Origin of the sequence: Nostoc sp. (assembly GCF_036917315.1) — a bacterium.
Classification (GTDB): domain Bacteria; phylum Cyanobacteriota; class Cyanobacteriia; order Cyanobacteriales; family Nostocaceae; genus Nostoc.
This window is the reverse complement of the sequence record NZ_JBALDR010000029.1, coordinates 250,677-272,133: the sequence shown is the minus strand read 5'-3', so window position 1 is coordinate 272,133 and position 21,457 is coordinate 250,677. Positions and strand designations below refer to the sequence as shown.

Below are 21,457 nucleotides of genomic sequence, written 5' to 3'. Positions count from 1 at the left end.
AGAAAGATGTGTGTACACCGTAGGCTTGCGGGGAGGGGATTAAGGGGTGGGGTGCAATGACTGTGGTTACATAACTAATTATGCGGACATGATAAGCTGTTCCACATTTAACTTGCATATATTGGGCGGGCGAGACGCCATTGGTGTCAACTCAAGCGGAATAACTATATCGGACAGGCATTTTGCAAATCCCTCACGCCCTCATCCCCTAACCCTTTCTCCCTTGGGAGAAGGGGAATTGAATGTCTAGCTCCCCTCTCACGGATGGGAGAGGGGCTGGGGGTGGGGTGTTAGGGACTTTTGCAAGAGGTCTATTGTTTCGGCTGACAATGCCATTAATCTCGTTCCCATCTTCTGCATGAGAATAAGAAAAGCTTCACCAAGCTAAGTTTTTAGGACTATTATTCTCCCATTCCCAATTCCCCATTCCCCAGATATGCTTCAGACTTTTCTATAATAATTAAGTGATTCCCGTCATCAAAAATAGCCTGTGACTACCACTCCCCTATCTCCAAGTTCAACTGCTCAGGTTCCAGATACGCTAGGCCGCTTCGGACGCTTTGGCGGTAAGTATGTACCTGAAACGCTCATGCCTGCCTTAGCTGAATTAGAAACAGCTTATCAGCAATACCGCAATGACCCTGGTTTTCAAGCAGAACTACAGCAGTTGTTACGAGACTATGTAGGACGTGCGACACCATTGTATTTTGCTGAACGCCTGACTGCTCATTATGCCCGACCCGATCGCACCGGGCCACAAATTTACTTGAAACGTGAAGATTTAAATCACACTGGCGCTCACAAAATCAATAATGCCGTTGGTCAGGTATTGTTGGCGAAACGCATGGGTAAGCAGCGGATTATTGCCGAAACGGGTGCCGGACAACATGGAGTCGCTACAGCCACAGTTTGCGCTCGTTTTGGGCTGGAATGCATAATTTACATGGGCGTTCAGGACATGGAACGCCAATCTTTGAATGTGTTTAGAATGCGGCTGATGGGGGCAGAAGTGCGGCCGGTAGAGGCGGGAACCGGAACTTTGAAGGATGCTACTTCTGAAGCCATCCGAGATTGGGTGACAAATGTGGAAACTACTCACTACATCCTGGGTTCGGTAGCAGGTCCCCATCCTTACCCAATGATGGTACGTGATTTCCATGCAGTAATTGGCGAAGAAACCCGCGCCCAATCAATGGAAAAGTGGGGTGGATTACCTGATATTCTCTTGGCTTGTGTCGGTGGTGGTTCCAATGCAATGGGACTATTCTATGAGTTTATGAATGAGTCTTCTATACGCTTCATTGGAATTGAGGCAGCCGGGGAAGGTGTCAATACCGAAAAACACGCAGCTACATTGACAAAAGGACGAATTGGTGTATTGCACGGAGCCATGAGCTACCTACTGCAAGATGAAGATGGGCAAATCATTGAGGCACACTCAATTAGTGCGGGGTTAGATTATCCCGGCGTGGGCCCAGAACATAGCTATTTAAAGGATACTGGTCGCGCTGAATACTATAGTGTGACGGATGCAGAGGCTTTGGAGGCATTCCAGCGATTATCGAAATTGGAAGGGATTATCCCGGCATTGGAAACAGCCCATGCGATCGCTTATCTCGAAACCCTCTGTCCTCAACTAACCGGCAGTCCTCGGATTGTAATTAACTGCTCTGGACGTGGTGACAAAGATGTACAAACGGTAGCCAAGTTATTGTATCCAGGGTAAATCTACATAAAATATTTGGGAGAAAACAATAATGGGTCAACAATTCCAACACCCAATGTTACCGCAACCCACTCACGACGAGTTGGCACGCCAAAACTTTGTGCAAACTATGAAAATGCACATTTTCAAGAATGTCACTCCTGGTAATAAAGAAATTTATGAAAAACTAGCCAAGCCGAAGTTTGAACAAGAACATCAGCGCCCTCCCCAGAATCGTCATGAAATTCGGGAAGTAATGCAGCACGAACCCTACTATCGCTGGACTGGTGCCCTAAAGCGCATTAACCAGGAAATGTTATGGGATGCAGTAAATGCCAGCGTTGACAGACAACTACCAGAGTTGATAGAGCGTGCCAAAGATAAGAGTGGTGAACTGGGTACTTTAACCCTAGATCCAAATTTTCAAATACCTGCTTATCAAAAGGCTGTAGACATTCACTGTATGCCCGGAGGATATCACAGTGAATTCACTGCCGATGATGTCGCAGCCGGTGCAACCTACGATCGCGGCGCTTACGTTTATGGACTCGGTTGGTTGGGGCCGCTCAACGATGATATGGGGCTATCTATAGTCCAAAATTACCTTTTAACAGAGTTTCCCAACTTTCGACCGAAAAAAATCCTCGATATGGGATGTTCTATTGGCAATAGCACATTACCTTATGTAGATGGTTTCCCAGATGCGGAAGTCCATGCTATAGATATAGGCGCATCTATACTGCGTTATGCTCATGCAAGAGCCGAAGCCTTGGGAAAACGGGTACACTTCTCTCAGCAAAATGCTGAACATACTAACTTCCCCGATGAATCATTTGACTTAGTGGTTTCTCACATTTTGCTGCATGAAATCCCCCCGTCATCTGTGCGTAAAGTTATGCAAGAGTCTTATCGTCTACTGGCTCCCGGTGGCATGATGATTCATCTAGAAGCACCGCTTTATCATCACATGGATCTTTATACACAGTTTATTTATGATTGGGAAACCGCTAACAATAACGAACCTTTCTGGAGTGCTGTACGCGATTTAGATTTGGTGCCGCTAGTTACTGAGGCTGGTTTTGCAGCAGATAAGACATTCGAGAAATTTGTCCCGAATGGGGCATGGAAAGCAAAAGAAACTAATGGCCTGTTTAAAAATGGTAACTCAGCCACCCAAGGTACTTGGTTTGTGGCTGCTGCAACTAAGTAAGCAGAGAGAGAAAGTTTTGTAATACTTCTCTACGAGAGGCTGCACTTCTCTACGAGACGCTGCGCGAACGACTACGCTCAGTGACCACGCCAACGGCTACGCGGTAGTTGAGCGTAGTCGAAACTCAGTACAAGTTCGTAATGGGCTATGGCCTGCTACGCTAACGTAATTCGTAATTGAGAAAGTCAGATTTTATCTGGCTTTCCTCGTTTTGTATGTCTAGTCTTATTTTTGGAGAATTGGTATTAGGATGACAAAAATAGCCAAGGGTAAACGACCTGTTTACTTAGAAAATCCGCAAACTGATAAATTGTTAGCGATCGTCATGGCTTTGACTGGTGAGGTGTCCGTGTTGCATGAGCGGCTAGACACCATTGAACGGTTGCTAGAGGTGAAAGGTATTTTATCGGCTAGTGAGATTGAAGCTTACGAGCCGGATGTAGAAGTAACCAAGGAACGCGAACAGTGGCGTACAGAATATATTGCCCGGGTGTTGCGCGTGGTACAGGAAGAGTTAGAACCCCTTAAATAAAGCTAGTTTAAATCACGTAGGAATTTGGCTGAAGAAATCCAGCCATTTTTTATCTGACATTCCGTATTTTTAACTGTTATATCGGTTTTTACTGTTTTTTTGACAGAGAAAAGCTATTTAAAATACTTAAGTACAGTAAAATAGCTGAATTTATGAAGATAATTAAGCATAATCTGAAACTAATAAATTCAAAAAAATCTAGTAATTACACTATGTGACAGTCTAAACGCGGAATCGCAGATAAGAAGAACCACACTAATGGTAGAAGACAAGTATTGACTAAATAGTACTAATTTCGCGCCAAATCGTGAATTTAAACGTCTGCTAGTAGTTTTTGAGCAAAAAAGCCTACAAATAGAGCTATTTAGACCTATAAGCAGTTTGTCACATTGATATTAGTTGGTTACATTGTCTAAAACTTTACTGCCAACAAATGATTAGACAAATAGTTTACAGCGTTGTTTTAGGCACTCTTGCTCTCAGTAGTGGAGCGATCGCTACTTCTGTAACAAATCCAGCTTGTACGCCAGCACCTTCAAATGTATCGAATAATACTAATCAAATTGCAGCAAATAGCATGGACACTGCTGCTCTAGAACAGTCGATTTTTAACCAAATCAATAAGTACAGAGCTTCTCAAGGGCTACCAGCGCTGACTCGTAATTCTGCCATCGATAATCAAGTTAGGCTTCACAGTAAGAACATGGCTAATGGTACTGTTCCCTTTGGACATAATGGATTTTCACAACGTCTTAATGCAACCGGTATTTCTTACAGAGGAGGTGCTGAAAATGTCGCTTACAACCAGGGACATAGCGATCCTGCTACAGTCGCTGTGCAAGGTTGGCTCAAAAGTCCAGGGCATCTTGCCAATATCAGAGGTAATTATAATTTGACGGGGATTGGTGTCGCCAAAAACAGTCAAGGCACAATCTACTTCACACAAATATTCATTCGCTCATAGGTTTGAGGCGATGTGCAACTTAATATTCTGACCTCACTTCCATTCCTCTCTCCTGCAAAGAGAGAAAGGCTTTGAATTCTACCCATTCCTTATTATTAGGCCAGGAGATTAGGTTTGAGTAAAAATTGCACGCAGCGTTAGATTTGGTAAAGTTTAGGTTTTTTATCAAATTTCCTAGACTTTAACCTGTTACTAAAGCTTTTGCTTGATAATTCATGAAAATCTGAAATTATTAGCAAAATCAACCGTGATTTTCATGAAGCTGACTTATTGAAGTACTGACAATTGAAAATGATTGTTTGTGTTACTTGTCAAGGATATAGCCAAATTGCCGAAATTCATCATTACTTAATAGTATTGTGGTATATATCCTCGGAACAATAAGGTAGAGTAGAAGTCTTATATCTCTACACATTACGCAATTCTCCATGTTCCGACAAACTGCTTTTGGCATCGCTTTAAGTGCGCTTGTCCTTGCTAGTGGATTAACGACTGCTCCGATACCAAATCATACTTCTACAAATACATCCACCCGTAATAAGCTGTTGTCGCTTTTTTCTAGTCAGGTTGCAATATCGACTCCTACTTTTAAAACTACTGAGTTAGAAAAATCAGTATTTGACCAAATTAATCGATATCGGGTTTCTAAAGGGCTGCCAAAGTTGAGTTTAAATACAAATTTAACTCGACAAGCCAGAATTCATAGTCAAAATATGGCTAAAGGCAAAACCCCATTTAGTCATCAGGGATTTGAAGGGCGAGTCAAAGCTATCCCGATTCGCTACAACAGTGCAGCGGAAAATGTTGCTTTCAACCGAGGATATAGCAACCCCGTGGAGGAAGCTGTTACTGGCTGGATCAAAAGTCCTGGACACCTAAAGAACCTTAAAGGAAATTACAACCTGACTGGAATTGGTGTTGCGACTAATAATCAAGGCGAAGTCTACCTGACACAAATGTTTTTTCGCACTAGGTAGATTTAATTTCTGATTTTTTTGCACAATAATAATGTAGTGTCTGACAAGACTTTTTTCTGCTGGACACTGCTATTATTTTTGAACAATTGATGACATTACCAGATTTTCAGGTGAGCGATCGCGACCTCAGTGACGCAACCCTTAGCCAGTATTTAGAATCTACAGCGATCGCAGTTGATACAGAAACGATGGGGTTGTTACCACTGCGCGATCGCTTGTGTCTCGTCCAGCTGTGCAATCCTGAAGGGAAAGTGACTGCAATCCGCATAGCCAAAGGGCAAGCTGACGCCCCCAACTTAAAAAAACTCTTGGAAGCAGTCAATGTTGTGAAAGTGTTTCACTTTGCTCGATTTGACTTGGCCACTTTACGAGCCAATCTGGGGATTCAGGTAGGGCCGATTTTTTGCACCAAAATTGCCAGTAAATTAGCCCGTACTTACACAAATCGCCACGGACTCAAAGACGTGGTACAAGAATTAGAACAAGTGGAACTAGATAAAAGCTCTCAAAGTTCTGATTGGGGTAACGCCGTTAGCTTATCTGAAGCTCAACTAAGTTATGCTGCCAATGATGTGCGCTACTTACTTAGTGTGCAGCAGAAGTTAATACAAATGCTCAAACGAGAAGAACGCTGGCAAATTGCTCAAGAATGTTTTGAGTTTCTACCAACTATAGTTTCTTTAGATTTATTGCAATTCAAGGATCTATTTGAACACTAATCGAATAGAGAATAACGACAATAAATTTTTATTGTTCGTCAATTCCGACTAGTTATATGTCAAGTTGAAATTGATAGATAAGCAGGCTCGTAGTAAGTACTAAAGTCGTTATTTCCCAAGCACTAAAGTACTTACTACAAACCCTGATGGTAAATTACAGCAGATTTCATGTTAGTGAAATACACAAAGGTTCGTCTCAAAGCCAGGTATGTATAAAGCCTCTTTTACTTCTGGATTCTGACGCCTTGGCGGAGCCTCTCCAGCTCCGCTCCCGAATTCTGCTGTATTTTTTGCCTAAGAGCCAACATTGGAATCATTGGTGTCTCTAGGAGTTTTAGATTCACTAGCGCCTTCTTTGAGATTATTTGCTTGCTCTTGAGCGCCTTCCTTGAGGTTACTTGCTTGCTCTTGAATGCCTTCCTTAACGTTACTTGCTTGCTCTTGAATCCCTTCCTTAAGGTTACTTGCTCCTTCTTTAATACCTTCCTTAAGGTTACTTGCTCCCTGTTTAATGGATTCCGTGGCGCTAGTACCACCCTTTTGCAGATTCTCTTTGTGGTTTTTTAGCCGATCTACAACATTGTAGTCATCTGCACCTGCGGGAGTTTTTGATTCAACAATACCTTCTGTTGGGCCGCCGATCGCCTTCCATGCGCCAAGACCACCTTTGAGTTGGGAGACATGCTCAAATCCATTAGAACGCAGTTGTTGTGCGGCTTGGGCAGTGTCTTGTTCATTATCACCGTAAAGGTAAATGTCACGGCTCTTATCTAAAGAAGCTCCTGCACGTTCTACCAATTCATCTGCTGGCATTGGCATTGCTCCCATAATGTGACCTTCATTGAAGGTGGCGCGATCGCGTACATCCAGGATTGTAAAAGCTGGTTCACCCCATTCCAAACGACTCTTTAGGACATGAGCATCAGTTTGTGCTTCTATTGGTGGTTGTGGGGGAATGATGCCGCCTACTAAATTATTAACCATAATTTTTCCTTCTTGACGATACTAATAGTAATTTAGCGAACTGAAGATATTTAATTGATCTTTCTCTGGTATGAATATCTTCAAACTCTCTCCTCAGATAGATGGAGTATTTTCCCGAAAATCAACCAATTAATCAATTGTAAATAATGCCATTTGAGAGTATAAAGAGACAATATTTTCTTTAAATCTAATCCAATCTATTTAAAGTTTGTATTTTTTTGACATTTTAGTTATTTAGATATTTTAGATTTTCCTGAATTCTTCAGGAGCGAGAAAACATTAGTTTAAAATAAAAAATATTTAGTAATAAATATAGAATTGATACCTTTTTAATATCAGCGATCGCTAATAATAATCTCTCATCATTTCCTGCCAAACTTGTAGAGTTATATACAGCAGATTAGAAGTTTGTGAGGTACATAAGTTAAATCTGTTACCCAAATACAAAGAGTGTTTTACTTCTAAATTCTGCTGTCAGCAGTACTATTGAAACAACCTCCTAGCAAGTTATTGACATCATAATATTGCTAGAGCAATTCTTGTTGCTATTGCTTTTGTCTGTTAAAGCTGGTTTTGACGCCCTATATACCTTCTGGCGATGCTTTCAGTCCTTGGCTTGTCATAGCTCAGGCTCAAACTTGTAGTATAGTATATGCTTAAGAGGGCAGCTACATGTAAATGCACCAGGGTAGATTTTCGTAGACCTTCTTCAAGAGAACATACCTGTTGGTTATAGTACAGTCGAGTAAGTAGGAGTTGAGAATCTAAATTGGCTGATAAGTTAGTTTGTGAGCCTTTGTAGAGACCTAATTAATCAGGGAGTGCGTTACTCTTTTAAAGTTGTATCAATTGCCGTCGCTTCTGGATGTGTCTTTTGACTATTTGCGATTACGGAGATGGTTTTTAATTACACTTATCCCCAATATAATTTGATATTATACAATACAAATTCAAAATTATGCAAAAATAATGCGATAATCATAAATTTTATCGGCATGATGATTGCTGAGGTTGCGATCGGCTTCATAGAAAATTAAATGTATACAAGTACTACAGTAGCGGTGGTACTCAACAGAAACATGTAAAGTAAAGCTGGCACAACAGCAAATCACCCAATATACAACAGATAGCATTATGGTTATGGTTACTGCTATTACTCCCAAAATTCTGATTGTTGATGACGACTTCGGCGTCCGAAATCTCGTCTATCGTTTTTTAAGTCGGAAATATCAAATAGAGTCGGCAGCAGATGGTAGGACTGCCTTATCGTTGTTTGAGCAATTCAACCCAGCTTTAGTAATTCTGGATTGGAATTTGCCGGATGTTACTGGTTATAGCCTTTGCCAAGAAATGCAGAGTCGTACTAATGTTTTAGTGCTGATACTCACTAGTAGGACTGATGAGGCTGATAAAATTAAAATCTTAAGCGCAGGTGCTGATGATTTCATGACTAAACCATTTAGTCTTGCAGAAGTTGAAGTTAGAGTAGAAGCTCTTTTGAGGCGGATACGCTACATCAATCCCTCCCCAACACAACGTATCGTTTTCAAGCAGCTAGTAATTAATCCAGAAGGTCGGGAGGTAACACTTAACGATAAAACTCTTGCCTTAACAGCGCTAGAATTTAATATCTTACATTTTTTGGCAAGTCATCCTAATCAGGCTTGGAGTCGTCCACAGCTAATCCAAAAAATCTGGGGTTGCGATTACGTAGGAGATGGCCGGGTGGTTGATGTGCATATTGGTCAACTTCGCAAAAAGATGGAAGTCGACCCCAGCATACCGGAGTTTATAAAAACTGTGCGGGGCTATGGTTATAAGTTTGAAGCGCCCGACGAGAATACTAGTTTTTAAGGCTACTACATAGGTGCAAACAACACTGAAATAAGAAAGAAATGCTTAACTGAACCAGATTCAGAAATGATTTGGTCGTGTCTTGACGATTTTAAGCAAAGCTGTACTTAAAGATTATTCATTATTTTTCTTAGCCAATCTTTGACTAACCAACTCAGCGGCTAAATGTATTGCTGCTTTCATACTCGTCGCATCAGCAATTCCTTTACCCGCAATATCAAACGCTGTTCCGTGATCGGGTGAAGTCCGAACGAAAGGAAGACCTATAGAAGTATTAACTGCCCGATCGAACGCCATCAGCTTCACAGGAATTAAGCCTTGGTCGTGGTAAAGTGCCAAGTAGCCATCCGCTGGATTTTGTACTAAAGAATTTCCATACCAAGCTTGACCAGGTTTAACCCACATTGTATCTGGCGGTATGGGCCCATCTAACTGCAATTGTGGTCTGTTTTGCCGCTCTTGCTCCAACCAGGGAATTAACCAATCTTGTTCTTCATATCCAAGTTGTCCCTGTTCGCCACTGTGGGGATTCAACCCAGCGATCGTAATTCTCCCTTTATATATACCAAAATCTTTCTCTAAACACTCCACCAGCAAATCTAGTTTTTGTGTCAACAACTGCGGTGTCAACACATCAGCTACTTGACGTAGGGGAATATGTGTGGTCGCAAGTAAGGCGCGGAGTGTCCAACCAGTATGAGGCGATCGCGCTACGAATAACATCCCAAAACGGTCAACACCTGATTTTTGTGCTAAAAGTTCTGTTTGCCCTGGATAATTATATCCTGCGGCCTTCCAAGCAGATTTAGCGATCGGCCCTGTGACAATAGCATCAAATTTACCAGCCAATGTTTGAGCGATCGCATATTCCATATACGCAAAACTAGCCGCACCACTGGCTGCATTACCTATTCCTGAAATAATTTGATCTTTAATTTTTCCATCCAAATGCACATCACTGACTGACAACTCCTCTGGATTTGCCAAAGCTACTAAATTCTCAGTTAAATTCAGTTTGTGATAAATCTGTGCCAGCAAATCTCCGTTACCCACTACTGTAACGTCATATTTTTTACGAATTTCTGGATCGGCTAAAGCTTTCAAAATCACCTCCGGCCCAATTCCCGCCGGATCTCCGAGCGTCAGCGCCAAACGCGGACGATGCTCCTTCACAAAATTTATTAAACTACCTTGATTATTTTGATACATAAAATTTATTCATAATTATTATCATCAAAATTTTCCAATTTACCCATCTCTCCTTCTGTCAACAGTAGGGATTGCCCCCCAAGCCAGTAGGGATTACCTGCTAAACTAGTTTAAAATTGTTTACACAGGTCTAATCCTAGCAACTGTTGAAAAGCTTCTAGTAGACCTAGTTTACACACCAATTTGCATAAGGAGAATCACACTAATGGGCGGCGAAATTTTGAATGCAGCTCTATTGTCTTTCGGTTTAATCTTCGTAGGCTGGGGCTTAGGCGCGTTGTTACTGAAAATTCAAGGCACAGAAGAATAATTGAGTGCTGAGTTAGGAGTTAAGAGTTATTATTCTCCCATTCCCTACTTCCTACTCCCTTTTTGATTGAAATGAGAAAAAAGCTTGTCCGTTAATCGGACAGCTATTTTCCCATGAGTACATCCAAATAAATTGATTTTCTGAGAAAAGATGTAAACTTTTGTTTGCATAGGTTATTCTGATAACATTCTTTTCATAAAACATTAAAATTTATTACAACCCTCATGACATTATTAATCGTCGGTGCCACTGGCACCTTAGGAAGACAAGTGGCTCGTCGTGCTATCGATGAGGGATATAAAGTACGCTGTCTTGTCCGCAGCAGTAAAAAAGCAGCTTTTCTTAAAGAATGGGGAGCAGAACTCGTCCCTGGAAATTTACGTTACCCCGATACCCTAGCGGAAGCTTTAGTTGGTGTAACTCAAGTTATTGATGCCTCAACCTCTCGCCCTACAGATTCACTAAGTATCAAACAAGTGGACTGGGAAGGCAAAGTAGCATTGATTCAAGCAGCAAAAGCCGCGGGTGTCGAGCGTTTTATTTTCTTTTCGATTTTAGATGCTGATAAATACCCAGAAGTGCCGCTCATGGAAATTAAGCGGTGTACAGAACTATTCTTGGCTGAGTCAGGCTTGAATTATACCATCTTGCGGCTAGCTGGGTTTATGCAAGGTTTAATCGGTCAGTATGGGATTCCCATTTTGGAAGGACAGCCAGTTTGGGTAACAGGTAATTCTTCTCCCATTGCCTATATGGACACTCAGGATATTGCTAAGTTTGCAATCCGAGCATTGAGTGTACCAGAAACGGAAAACCAAGCTTTTCCTGTAGTCGGTACTCGTGCATGGAGTGCAGAAGAAATTATCAACCTGTGCGAACGCTTATCTGGAAAAGATGCCAGAGTAACGCGGATGCCAATAAACTTACTGCGTGCTGTACGGGGCATAATGCGATTCTTTCAGTGGGGATGGAACGTAGCAGATAGGCTGGCGTTTACAGAAGTATTGGCTAGTGGTAAACAGTTAAATGCTTCAATGGATGATGTATATACAGTGTTTGGTTTAGATCCGCAACAAACCACAACCCTAGAAAGTTATCTCCAAGAGTACTTCAGCCGAATCATGAAGAAACTCAAAGAAGTAGACTACCAAAAAAATAAAAATAAAAAGCAGAAACCTAAAAAAACTCCTTTTAAACAATCTTCAAAAGCCAACAGTCAATAGTCATTATGAAACAGACATTAGTCGTAAAACCCTAGACTCTGGATATTTGACTCTAGATTAATGACTACATGACCAAAAATGTGTAACGATTACATAATAGAGAGCATCGCCTAAAATTGGATATTTGAGTGTGCCGAAAGCAGGCATTATCTACAATGACGTTAAACCGATAGCGGGCCGTGTCGCTATCGAGTTGAAAGACAAGCTAACCGCAGCCGGTTGGAATGTATGTATCACATCGAGTATTGGTGGGATACTGGGCTACCCTAACCCGGAAAGTCCTGTATGCCACACCCCCATTGACGGTCTAACGCCCCCTGGCTTTGACTCAGATATGAAGTTTGCAGTGGTATTAGGGGGAGACGGGACTGTTCTCGCAGCGTCTCGTCAGGTAGCTCCCTGTGGTATTCCACTACTAACAGTGAATACCGGCCACATGGGGTTTTTGACGGAAAGTTTCCTGAATCAATTGCCCCAAGCATTAGAACAGGTGATGGCGGGTGAGTATGAAATTGAAGAACGAGCCATGCTCACCGTCAAAGTGTTTCGGGGAGATTCAGTCCTATGGGAAGCCCTCTGCTTAAATGAAATGGTGCTGCATCGGGAACCTTTGACCTCTATGTGCCATTTTGAAATTGCCATAGGGCGTCATGCGCCAGTAGATATTGCGGCGGATGGTGTGATTGTTTCTACGCCTACTGGTTCTACAGCTTACTCATTGAGTGCTGGTGGCCCAGTGGTGACTCCTGGCGTACCTGCTTTACAGCTAGTACCCATTTGTCCCCATTCCCTAGCTTCTAGAGCATTGGTATTTCCAGATACTGAGTCGGTCAATATCTACCCAGTCAATATTCCTCGGCTGGTAATGGTAGTAGATGGTAATGGAGGGTGCTATATCTTACCAGAAGATCGAGTATATATGGAGCGATCGCAATATAGCGCCCGATTTATTCGCCTGCAACCGCCTGAGTTTTTCCGAATTTTGCGAGAAAAATTAGGTTGGGGTTTGCCACATATCGCTAAACCAACTTCGGTAGAATTGCCGTAGGGACTGGGGATTGGGGATTGGGGACTGGGGACTGGGGACTGGAGACTGAGGGATTGGGGCTGGGAAACAGGCTACAGGGTAAAGATTATTCTTTGTCACCTATCGTCTCTCCCTTACTTCCAATAGCCAATCCCCAGTACCTAGTACCGAATATCCAATCCCCTAGTTATTAAGATTGCATCCGAGAATTCGATAGCTGATACCTGAACGTGCTAAAAGATTCTTAGCTGCGCGTCAAATCAGATTGTTCCATCACGAAAAACTCGTATTTGCACTTTATAACTGATGTAAAGATTTTCACGGGAATATCTTTACAATCCCAAATCCAATATCCCAAATTGTTATGACAGTTGCTCAAAGTCCCTCTGTTTTGGTGATTGAAACCGATGAGAGCCTTGCAAATCAGCTTTCTTGCGATTTGCAAGAAGCCGGCTATGAATCAATTGTGGCTCACGATGCAGCTAGTGGTTTACAACACTGTCGCGATCGCCAACCTGCTTTAATTGTTTTAGACCGAATGTTAGCAGGAGAATCAGGACTCTCATTGTGCAAAAATCTGAGAGGAACTGGTATGCGATCGCCTGTATTGATTTTAATGGCAAGGGATACAGTTGACGATCGTGTAGCTTGTCTAGAAGCTGGAGCGGATGATTACATCCTCAAACCTTACCGCTCAGAAGACTTTTTGAAGTTGATTCGCCTCTACTTGAAACCCGATGTGGATACCACAGAGCAATTACGCTTTGGGGATTTAATTTTAGACATAGCAACTCGTCGTGCCATACACAACGGACGACCAATTGACTTAACAATGAAGGAATTTGAACTATTAAAATTCTTAATGGAACATCCGCGTGAGGTATTAACCCGCGAACAAATTCTAGAAAATGTTTGGGGTTACGACTTTCTAGGTGAGTCAAATGTAATTGAAGTGTACATCCGTTACTTGCGGTTAAAAATCGAAGATGAAGGTCAAAAGCGCCTGATTCAAACAGTGCGAGGCGTAGGGTACGTATTAAGAGAATCCTAGTATACTGTAGCGGGAGTTTGCTTATCTCCTTACCTCGTTCCCAGTTTCAGATTGGGAATGCTTTCTTTAGGTGTTGCTGCCTCTTACCCAAAGGGTTTTTCTGCCTACAACACTGTAAAATTGAAGTCTAAATTACAAAATCGAAAAGCTATATGACTCGTCGGCTAAGTTTGCTCTCGATAGTGCTGAGTATTTTTCTGATGGGTTGTTCTGTGCCAACAACTGCTAAATCTCCTAGCCCCACCTCTGGTTCTAAAACTCCAGCACCAGAAAGTTTAGGTCAAAAACTACCAATTTCTGCAAAAGCCATTGTTCCTAATGGTACAACGATTCAATTAGAGGTAGCGCAGACACCACAACAGCAAGCGATGGGATTGATGTATCGACCAGCTTTGCCAGATGACCGGGGGATGCTGTTTGGATTCCCTTCAGCACAACCAGTCAGTTTCTGGATGAAGAATGTACCCGTACCTCTGGATATGGTATTTCTACATAAAGGCGTAGTTAAATATATTCAGGTTGCTGCACCTCCTTGTGCAAGTGAGCCTTGTCCTACCTATGGTCCCAATACACCAATTGATAAGGTGATTGAACTTCGTTCTGGAAGAGCTACCGAATTGAAGTTAAAAGTGGGCGATAAAATCAAAATTGAGCGTTGAAACTCCGGTGCTTTGCGGGGATAAAAACTTGGGTAATTACTCGGTTGAAAACCTATACGGTCGAAATATATGTTTTTTCTGTAAAAAATGTCACTGTGTGTGGTCAAACAGCACTTGTAACGCTACTATTTAAAAACTGTAGTAATAATGTAAAATTCTACTGTCTCAAACCTGAAATCGCAGTCTTTAGGTTTAGTCTCAAAAATATTCCCTTGGGCGTAAGTGTAAATAGTCGCCAATAAGAGAGTATAGGCTATGGAATCTTTATTACTACCTGTGTAATTAAATAAAATACAAAGGTAAATAAGATGAAGCCAATTTAATTAAGTAAAAATACTGCTTAATAAGCTAGCAAATGATTTGTATGAGAATTTTTATTTCTCAGACCATCTATAAGAAGCCTCTGTTGAAGGCAGATTAACAAAAACTGTGCTGGGGTGTATGGCCGAAAACGGCACAGTGACAGATAAAATACTGGCTACTGTCTACCGAGTAATGGTGAACTGAATATATGACAATACATTCTGCACAAGGAGGTGAGATACAAATGTCACCATCAAAATATTCCCGACTGATTCATTTTTTGCAAGAAGATTTGGCAATTTCTACAGCATCACTAGCAGTGGCGCTTCGGCATCGGGAGCAAGACCCAGGTCCTTTGGCAATGATTCTTTGGCAATATGGGTTAGTTACTCTAGAGCAATTAGAACAAATTTATGATTGGCTGGAGACGGCGTAGGTTATACCAATTTTGGATTGTAGATTTTAGACTTTAGCTTAAAAGTTTCTAGCAAATGCATATTAGCAGAATCTCAAACAATACTATTGATACCAATTTGGGATGATACTAAGTTGCCAAAGTTAGTCTTGTTTGGTGTCAAAGATACAGTACGACTTTCTTCAAAGCAAATAATACTATCTAGGGCAACTTGGTGTCATTTAGGAGGATTGAGGTATGTCACATCAACTCTACCTGATGCAAAGGTTGATATATAGCTCTCTTGACTCTGATAGTTTCTACCTATATACAAATTAAAAGAGCGAGTTGATAATTTAACTCGCTCTTTTGATTTATTACTCAGGACTGACTAAACACTTTAACTGCTGCTGCTATACCAGAACCAGGGGTGAAATCTTCGTAGCCAAGTTCTGTGAGGGTAACTTCTAAGGATGCTATGCAGCTAAGGATATCGCGATCGCTCACAAAACCCAAGTGACCAATACGGAAAATTTTGTTACTCAAATGGTCTTGACCGCCAGCTAGGGCAATATCAAAGCGTTTTTTCATCAATGACCGAATTTTATCCGGTTCAATTCCCTGCGGTGCTACAGCCGTAATTGCCGGACTAGCGGAACTATCTGCTGCAAGCAGGGGTAAATTTAACCCTTTAATGGCGGCGCGGGTAGCATTTTTGAGCCGTTCATGTCGAGCAAATATTGATTCTAAGCCTTCTTCTTTCATGATTCGTAACGTCGTGTGTAACGCTACGATCAGGTTCACAGGCGGAGTAAATGGAGTGGTATTTTTGGCTGTGGCTTTGCGATATTTGCCTAAGTCCAAATAATATTTCGGTAGCTTCGCAGTTTTGTAAGCTTCCCAAGCTTTGGGGCTGACAGAGACAAAACCCAATCCTGGCGGAATCATATAACCTTTTTGAGAACCGGAGGCGACTATATCCAAACCCCAAGCATCCACCGGTAGATTGAACGCACCCAAGCTAGTGACAGCATCAACGATAATTAAAGCTTCACCGTGTTCTTTTACGTGGCGGTTGATGCTTTCTAGGTCATTCAACACACCCGTTGAGGTTTCGCTGTGGGTAATAATTACGGCTTTAATTTGCTTTTGGGTATCTGCTTGGAGTTTTTCGGCAAATACTGCGGGGTCTAAGGGTTTTCCCCATTCCACCTTAACTTCTTCTACATTCAAACCGTAGGCTTGACCGACTTCTACCCAGCGTTCGCCAAATTTACCATTAGAGCCAACTAAAATGCGATCGCCTGGAGAGAGAAAATTAATTATTCCCGCTTCTACAGCACCTGTACCACTCACATTCAGCGTCAGTACATCACTTTGAGTTTGGTGCAGCCACTTGAGGTTTTCCGTCACCTCTGCCAATATATTGCTAAACTCACTAGTACGGTGTCCAATTGGATGCTTGGCTAATGCCAGTAAGGCAGCTTCTGGCACCGGTGTAGGGCCTGGAATCATCAGCATCAGCTTATCGTTCATGTGTCTATCCTAAAAGTCAAATAAAAGTCAAAATTGTGGGAAGTTGGATAAGTCCGATCGCAAATCCTAGATATTCATCTACAAATTACACTCAGATCGTCACCAGCCTTGTTGTATATTTTCCAAATTCATAGGAAAAGTATCATGGGAGTTAATCGGTAAGCTTGACCTTTGCAATTTATACCAGACTCTAACTCAGATCAAACCTCTGTTTCAGGCAATCTTACCACACACCTAGACGCCAGGTTAAGGTGTCTGCTGGTAGGCGAACAGCTATTTTAGCCAAGGATGAAACATCTATCTAAAATTAGCCATAGGTACGATAAATATTAAATCTACCCATAATCCGCCTCACTTGTTTTCATAGAAAAATACGAAATCGTTTTGAACATCGCGGTAATTATCGGTGAAAAAGCTGTGTTTTGCTTCCAGGAAAGAAGTAACCTCCTACACTATACGGAAGAATTGAATGTCACCGTTTGCTAAGAGATAGAAGATACCCAACCCAAACTTTTCAATCTATTTGGGTCAAATATTTGTTCTTGGGTTTCCATTGTCTAAAAAATACCTTCATCTATGATTTATTTGAGTCAAAATCGCTTCGATACCAATATCCAAGCCTTTTCTGGTTTATTTGATAGCGACTAATTTGACGCAGAAGTTAAGATATCTATGCTACTAATTGCTGCATTTTTTGATACTGCACTTAGTGGTAAGCGATGCCGACGGCAGACTACGCCTATGCTAATAAACTATAAGTTTTTATACTATACTTACAAAATTGTTACAATCGTGCTTAGTCTCCTTAGTTACTATTCACGGTGAGTCGTTTTTAACTAGTGTTCAGTTCATAAACTGTCACTCACTAGATCCCCGGTATTCTTGTAAAAGAGATATTCTTAGTTAGTGCAAGGAGTGATACCATTTCACCACATGTTTGTCACAAGTTATCCTCGTAATACTCTCTCCTCAGGGAGTGTTGCAGATTTCAAATGTTGCATCAAACGAGTGAGTTGGTATAAGCTTTTACGGAAAAGCGCTTGAGTGAGCAAAACTCTCAAGCGCTTTTTTGTGTATAAATAAAACAGTCCTACTCTCTGGATAGCTATACATCTGTGTTTAAATACACATCTACCAGATGAATAAACTACTGCTGTAAAAATTGTGACAACATATACTTAACGACTTTAAAATTTGTGTGTTTCGTCAAAACCTTTTTAAGTTACTGGACGTACCACACGAATTAGTTTTCCTTGCAAAGGTTCTTCTGTTGCCACAGCCTCATCTATCCGTGCTGCAAATTGTTCCCAATTACGATTATTCGTGCAAACAAAAATACCGAAGTGGTTAGAATCACCACGATGCAAACGGATAAAATCAACTCTGTTGATAGTTAATATTGAGCGTTATTGACTGATGGCAAATGCTAGCACTTCCTCATCAGGTATACCTTGGTCTGCATTTTCTGCTTTTTGAACTGTCAAAACATCATGCCCCAAAGCGCGTAATAATTCCACAACTGGAAAGGGAAACTGCTCATCTGCGTAAAACCGTGCCATCGATTAGGCTACCTTATTACGCTCAATTGCCAATTCGATTTCATCGGGATGAGCTTCTGCATATACCCAAGCATTAGCTAAATCTGTAGCTGTGATAGTTGGATAGCTCGTCAAAAGGTCAGCATCACTATATCCAAGACCGCGAGCTTCCACAAGTACCCAAACAGGAATACGAGTTTTAGCGATGCGAGCCTCTCCACCACAGACTCTAGGAGTTTTTTCAATTCCTTGCCAATTGTTGCCGAGACTTTGAGCAAGTAACTGTATAGCCTGCAATTTTTCACGCTTGTCTGAGGGCAAGAAGTTGTTGTTCTAACTCTTTGAGTGTCACGGATGTAAATCCTCTGATGTTTTGTCAGGCTAAATTTACAATTTTATCAATTGCTAAGTACAACATTTCATTAATTCGTAGCGAATTCCCTGCGGGAAGACGTTCGCGTAGCGTCTCGTAGAGAAGCGTATCTGCATTTAAATTTCAACCCTCAATTCGCCACGATTTTACGCAAAGCCGTACTTAGCTAACTACAAAGTTCACCAACTTCCCAGGCACCACAATTACCTTTTTAATCTCTTTACCTTCGATATAACGTTGAGCAATTTCTGATTCACGAGCATATTTTTCCAACGCTGCTTTATCTGCTTGTGCTGGTACTTGAATCGAGCCGCGAGTTTTACCCATAACTTGAATCACTAAAGTGATTTCATCAGCTACTAAAGCCGCCGGGTCAAATGATGGCCAAGTTTGAGTATGAACTGAATCATTTTCGCCCAATAAATGCCACAATTCATCAGCAATATGTGGTGCAAATGGTGCTAATAAAACCACCAAAGTCCGAATACCTTCTGCGTAAATTGGTGAATTTTTGCCGTCAGCATCAGTTAAGGCATTACTCAACTTCATCAATTCTGAAATAGCGGTGTTGAATTGATATTCGTCTTCCACATCTTCTGTCACCGCTTGAATCGCCATGTGAATCGCTCGCCGCAATTCCTTTTCTACCTTAGTTAAATCAGAGAGTTGAGCTTTTTTACGGGATACCCCAGCAGCAATATAATCTGTCACCAAACGCCAAACCCGATTTAAGAAGCGGAATTGTCCTTCCACATCGGCTTCATCCCATTCCAAGTCTTTTTCTGGCGGCGCTTTGAACAAGATGAACATCCGCGCTGTATCTACACCATATTTGGAAATTACATCTTCTGGCGCTACACCGTTGCCCTTTGATTTAGACATGGTGGCATAGAGACGTTGCAACGGTTCACCTGTCTGGGGGTCGCGCGGGTCGGCTGAATTTACCAGATTAGAAGCAATCCATTTATCTTTACCACCCTTATTAGGATTTAGATAAGTTAAACCCTGCACCATACCTTGCGTTAACAGGCGTTGGAAAGGTTCGTCAAAATTTAACAAGCCTCTGTCCCGCAGAACCTTAGTAAAGAACCGGGAATACAACAAATGTAAAATCGCGTGTTCAATCCCACCCACATACTGGTCAACTGGCATCCAGTCGTTTATTTTACTAGAATCGAAAACTTGTTGTTCATTCTTAGCGTCAGGGAAGCGCAAGTAATACCACGAGGAATCAATAAAAGTATCCATCGTGTCGGTTTCCCGCTTTGCTGGAGTGCCACAAGTTGGACAAGGTACATTTACCCAACTCTCTAACTGAGTCAAAGGTGAACCGCCACGTCCAGTAAATTCCACCTCTTCTGGCAACTGCACTGGCAAATCTTTATCAGGAACTGGTACTATCCCACAGTTAGGACAGTGAATTACAGGTATCGGTGCGCCCCAGTAACGCTGCCGCGAAATCAACCAATCCCGCAAACGATATTGCACCCGCACTTTACCAAAACCTTGTTGTTCGGCGTATTCAATTATTGCTTGTTTAGCATCTGTGGAAGTCATACCAGTAAAAGCCCCAGAATTAATTAAAATTCCTGGTTCAGTGTATGCCTGGTTATATTCAATTTGGATGAGTTGTGTGACTTCATCAATCTCTGATGTTGGGGTTAAGTCAAAACCTGCAACATCATCTGGGGAAACGATGACAAAATCGGCCGGCAAATCGTAATTTTTGGCAAACTTAAAATCCCGGACATCGTGTGCTGGTACACCCATCACTGCTCCAGTACCATACTCATACAGTACATAGTCAGCAATCCAAATCGGCACTTCTTCCCCTGTAAATGGGTTAATTGCTTTACCACCTGTGGGGATACCCCGCTTCGGTTTATCTTCAGAGGTACGTTCCAACTCACTTTGATGGGAAACCTCTTTAATAAAAACTTCTACCGCTGCTTGTTGTTCTTTTGTGGTGACACGCTTCGTTAAGGGATGTTCTGGTGCTAACACCAGGTAGCTGACACCATAAACTGTATCTGGGCGTGTGGTGTACACCCCAATTTTTTCATCTATCCCAATGATGGGAAATTCCAAGTAAGCACCTGTAGATTTGCCAATCCAGTTTGCCTGCATCGATTTGACGCGTTCCGGCCAACCTGTCAATTTATGCAAGTCATTGAGCAATTCTTCGGCGTAGTCGGTAATCTTGAAAAACCACTGTCGTAATAATTTGCGCTCAACTATTGCCCCACTGCGCCAAGAACGTCCTTCGTTATCGACTTGCTCATTTGCCAGTACAGTTTGATCGATTGGGTCCCAGTTTACAGCTGCTTCTTTTTGATAAGCTAACCCCGCTTGCAAAAACTGCAAGAAAATCCATTGCGTCCACTTGTAATAATCTGGCGAACAGGTAGCAAGTTCGCATTCCCAATCAATAGATAAACCAAGACGCTGCAATTGTTGCCGCATCTGAGCCATATTCTGATAAGTCCACTTTGCTGGCGCTACACCACGGTCAATAGCGGCGTTTTCTGCTGGCAAACCAAAGGCATCCCAACCCATTGGGTGTATTACCCGATACCCTTGCATTCGCTTGAGGCGGGCAATCACATCGGTAATCGTATAATTACGGACGTGACCCATGTGCAGGCTGCCCGATGGATAAGGAAACATGGAAAGAGCATAGAATTTTGGCTTGTTGCTAACTGTAGGTGTTTTATCTAAGCCAAGTTCTACCCATGTTTTTTGCCATTTTTCCTCAATCGCTGCTGGGTTATATCGGGAATAATCCACCAAAAATTCTCCTACTTGGTCTACGTCTACTTACTATGTCAACCTACCTATGTCAACATAGCAGGTTAATCTAATATTGTAGGTCAACTACTCACAGATTTA

The 21,457-nt window shown here is 41.9% G+C and carries 18 protein-coding genes and 2 pseudogenes; 13 read left to right on the top strand and 7 right to left on the bottom strand.

Annotation, left to right across the window (positions count from 1 at the left end; translation table 11 throughout):
* The first annotated feature begins 490 nt into the window (after window positions 1–490).
* From trpB to V7K84_RS13705, 6 genes are all read left to right on the top strand, one after another.
* Entirely contained in the window at window positions 491–1,726 is a 1,236-nt protein-coding gene (gene trpB / locus V7K84_RS13730) for a tryptophan synthase subunit beta (protein WP_334838773.1), read from the top strand.
* Between the two features lie 31 nt (window positions 1,727–1,757).
* Window positions 1,758–2,915, top strand: coding sequence for a class I SAM-dependent methyltransferase (locus V7K84_RS13725; protein WP_334838771.1), 1,158 nt, complete (start codon window positions 1,758–1,760; stop codon window positions 2,913–2,915).
* Window positions 2,916–3,165: 250 nt separating this feature from the next.
* On the top strand, window positions 3,166–3,447 hold the full coding sequence (locus V7K84_RS13720; protein ID WP_334838769.1) for a hypothetical protein: 282 nt from the start codon (window positions 3,166–3,168) through the stop codon (window positions 3,445–3,447).
* Between the two features lie 433 nt (window positions 3,448–3,880).
* A complete protein-coding gene (locus V7K84_RS13715) occupies window positions 3,881–4,411 on the top strand; it encodes a CAP domain-containing protein (RefSeq protein WP_334838767.1) in 531 nt (176 codons plus the stop codon).
* Window positions 4,412–4,839: 428 nt separating this feature from the next.
* Window positions 4,840–5,388 (top strand): CAP domain-containing protein, encoded by a 549-nt coding sequence (locus V7K84_RS13710; protein ID WP_334838766.1) that lies wholly within the window; start codon window positions 4,840–4,842, stop codon window positions 5,386–5,388.
* 89 nt (window positions 5,389–5,477) lie between these two features.
* Entirely contained in the window at window positions 5,478–6,107 is a 630-nt protein-coding gene (locus tag V7K84_RS13705) for a ribonuclease D (protein WP_099102107.1), read from the top strand.
* A 537-nt stretch (window positions 6,108–6,644) separates the two neighbouring features.
* Here the strand turns inward: V7K84_RS13705 and V7K84_RS13700 are convergent.
* Window positions 6,645–7,091 (bottom strand): annotated as a pseudogene (locus V7K84_RS13700) (rhodanese-like domain-containing protein); the annotation flags it as partial.
* Window positions 7,092–8,047: 956 nt separating this feature from the next.
* The gene (locus V7K84_RS13695; RefSeq protein ID WP_334838765.1) at window positions 8,048–8,224 is read right to left on the bottom strand and encodes a hypothetical protein; all 177 of its coding nucleotides are present in this window, start codon (window positions 8,222–8,224) and stop codon (window positions 8,048–8,050) included.
* Window position 8,225: 1 nt separating this feature from the next.
* Between V7K84_RS13695 and V7K84_RS13690 the strand changes: the two genes are divergently transcribed.
* Window positions 8,226–8,945 (top strand): response regulator transcription factor, encoded by a 720-nt coding sequence (locus V7K84_RS13690; protein ID WP_334838764.1) that lies wholly within the window; start codon window positions 8,226–8,228, stop codon window positions 8,943–8,945.
* A gap of 114 nt (window positions 8,946–9,059) precedes the next feature.
* On the opposite strand, the gene pdxA is transcribed toward V7K84_RS13690, so the two are convergent.
* Window positions 9,060–10,154, bottom strand: a complete 1,095-nt coding sequence (gene pdxA, locus V7K84_RS13685) for a 4-hydroxythreonine-4-phosphate dehydrogenase PdxA (RefSeq protein ID WP_334838763.1) — start codon at window positions 10,152–10,154, stop codon at window positions 9,060–9,062.
* Between the two features lie 205 nt (window positions 10,155–10,359).
* Between pdxA and petM the strand changes: the two genes are divergently transcribed.
* The 6 genes from petM (at window position 10,360) to V7K84_RS13655 (ending at window position 15,163) form a co-directional block, all read left to right on the top strand.
* Complete coding sequence (gene petM, locus V7K84_RS13680) at window positions 10,360–10,464, top strand: cytochrome b6-f complex subunit PetM (protein ID WP_094344256.1); 105 nt, start codon at window positions 10,360–10,362, stop codon at window positions 10,462–10,464.
* Window positions 10,465–10,688: 224 nt separating this feature from the next.
* Window positions 10,689–11,687, top strand: a complete 999-nt coding sequence (locus V7K84_RS13675) for an SDR family oxidoreductase (protein ID WP_334838761.1) — start codon at window positions 10,689–10,691, stop codon at window positions 11,685–11,687.
* Between the two features lie 130 nt (window positions 11,688–11,817).
* Window positions 11,818–12,735, top strand: a complete 918-nt coding sequence (locus V7K84_RS13670) for an NAD(+) kinase (protein WP_334838759.1) — start codon at window positions 11,818–11,820, stop codon at window positions 12,733–12,735.
* A gap of 343 nt (window positions 12,736–13,078) precedes the next feature.
* Window positions 13,079–13,765 carry a response regulator transcription factor NblR gene (nblR, locus tag V7K84_RS13665; RefSeq protein ID WP_334838757.1) on the top strand — a complete coding sequence of 229 codons (687 nt, stop codon included), beginning with the start codon at window positions 13,079–13,081 and terminating at the stop codon, window positions 13,763–13,765.
* Window positions 13,766–13,917: 152 nt separating this feature from the next.
* The gene (locus V7K84_RS13660; RefSeq protein ID WP_334838754.1) at window positions 13,918–14,424 is read left to right on the top strand and encodes a DUF192 domain-containing protein; all 507 of its coding nucleotides are present in this window, start codon (window positions 13,918–13,920) and stop codon (window positions 14,422–14,424) included.
* A gap of 511 nt (window positions 14,425–14,935) precedes the next feature.
* Entirely contained in the window at window positions 14,936–15,163 is a 228-nt protein-coding gene (locus V7K84_RS13655) for a DUF2949 domain-containing protein (RefSeq protein ID WP_292736094.1), read from the top strand.
* A gap of 339 nt (window positions 15,164–15,502) precedes the next feature.
* Here V7K84_RS13655 and V7K84_RS13650 read toward each other — a convergent pair whose 3' ends face one another.
* The 4 genes and pseudogenes from V7K84_RS13650 to leuS form a co-directional block, all read right to left on the bottom strand.
* Complete coding sequence (locus tag V7K84_RS13650; RefSeq protein ID WP_334838752.1) at window positions 15,503–16,657, bottom strand: pyridoxal-phosphate-dependent aminotransferase family protein; 1,155 nt, start codon at window positions 16,655–16,657, stop codon at window positions 15,503–15,505.
* Between the two features lie 1,217 nt (window positions 16,658–17,874).
* Window positions 17,875–18,216: pseudogene (locus tag V7K84_RS13645) on the bottom strand (DUF5615 family PIN-like protein).
* A 3-nt stretch (window positions 18,217–18,219) separates the two neighbouring features.
* The gene (locus tag V7K84_RS13640; RefSeq protein WP_442940949.1) at window positions 18,220–18,516 is read right to left on the bottom strand and encodes a DUF433 domain-containing protein; all 297 of its coding nucleotides are present in this window, start codon (window positions 18,514–18,516) and stop codon (window positions 18,220–18,222) included.
* Window positions 18,517–18,730: 214 nt separating this feature from the next.
* Complete coding sequence (leuS, locus tag V7K84_RS13635) at window positions 18,731–21,355, bottom strand: leucine--tRNA ligase (RefSeq protein WP_334838750.1); 2,625 nt, start codon at window positions 21,353–21,355, stop codon at window positions 18,731–18,733.
* Between the last annotated feature and the right edge of the window lie 102 nt (window positions 21,356–21,457).

Excerpts from the sequence above, each read along its gene's own strand:
- pdxA (WP_334838763.1), bottom strand. The coding sequence starts at position 10,154 with ATGTATCAAAATAATCAAGGTAGTTTAATAAATTTTGTGAAGGAGCAT.
- V7K84_RS13660 (WP_334838754.1), top strand. The coding sequence starts at position 13,918 with ATGACTCGTCGGCTAAGTTTGCTCTCGATAGTGCTGAGTATTTTTCTG.
- V7K84_RS13690 (WP_334838764.1), top strand. The coding sequence starts at position 8,226 with ATGGTTATGGTTACTGCTATTACTCCCAAAATTCTGATTGTTGATGAC.
- petM (WP_094344256.1), top strand. The coding sequence starts at position 10,360 with ATGGGCGGCGAAATTTTGAATGCAGCTCTATTGTCTTTCGGTTTAATC.
- V7K84_RS13675 (WP_334838761.1), top strand. The coding sequence starts at position 10,689 with ATGACATTATTAATCGTCGGTGCCACTGGCACCTTAGGAAGACAAGTG.
- V7K84_RS13725 (WP_334838771.1), top strand. The coding sequence starts at position 1,758 with ATGGGTCAACAATTCCAACACCCAATGTTACCGCAACCCACTCACGAC.
- V7K84_RS13705 (WP_099102107.1), top strand. The coding sequence starts at position 5,478 with ATGACATTACCAGATTTTCAGGTGAGCGATCGCGACCTCAGTGACGCA.
- V7K84_RS13720 (WP_334838769.1), top strand. The coding sequence starts at position 3,166 with ATGACAAAAATAGCCAAGGGTAAACGACCTGTTTACTTAGAAAATCCG.
- nblR (WP_334838757.1), top strand. The coding sequence starts at position 13,079 with ATGACAGTTGCTCAAAGTCCCTCTGTTTTGGTGATTGAAACCGATGAG.
- V7K84_RS13650 (WP_334838752.1), bottom strand. The coding sequence starts at position 16,657 with ATGAACGATAAGCTGATGCTGATGATTCCAGGCCCTACACCGGTGCCA.
- V7K84_RS13715 (WP_334838767.1), top strand. The coding sequence starts at position 3,881 with ATGATTAGACAAATAGTTTACAGCGTTGTTTTAGGCACTCTTGCTCTC.
- V7K84_RS13710 (WP_334838766.1), top strand. The coding sequence starts at position 4,840 with ATGTTCCGACAAACTGCTTTTGGCATCGCTTTAAGTGCGCTTGTCCTT.
- V7K84_RS13695 (WP_334838765.1), bottom strand. The coding sequence starts at position 8,224 with ATGCTATCTGTTGTATATTGGGTGATTTGCTGTTGTGCCAGCTTTACT.
- V7K84_RS13655 (WP_292736094.1), top strand. The coding sequence starts at position 14,936 with ATGACAATACATTCTGCACAAGGAGGTGAGATACAAATGTCACCATCA.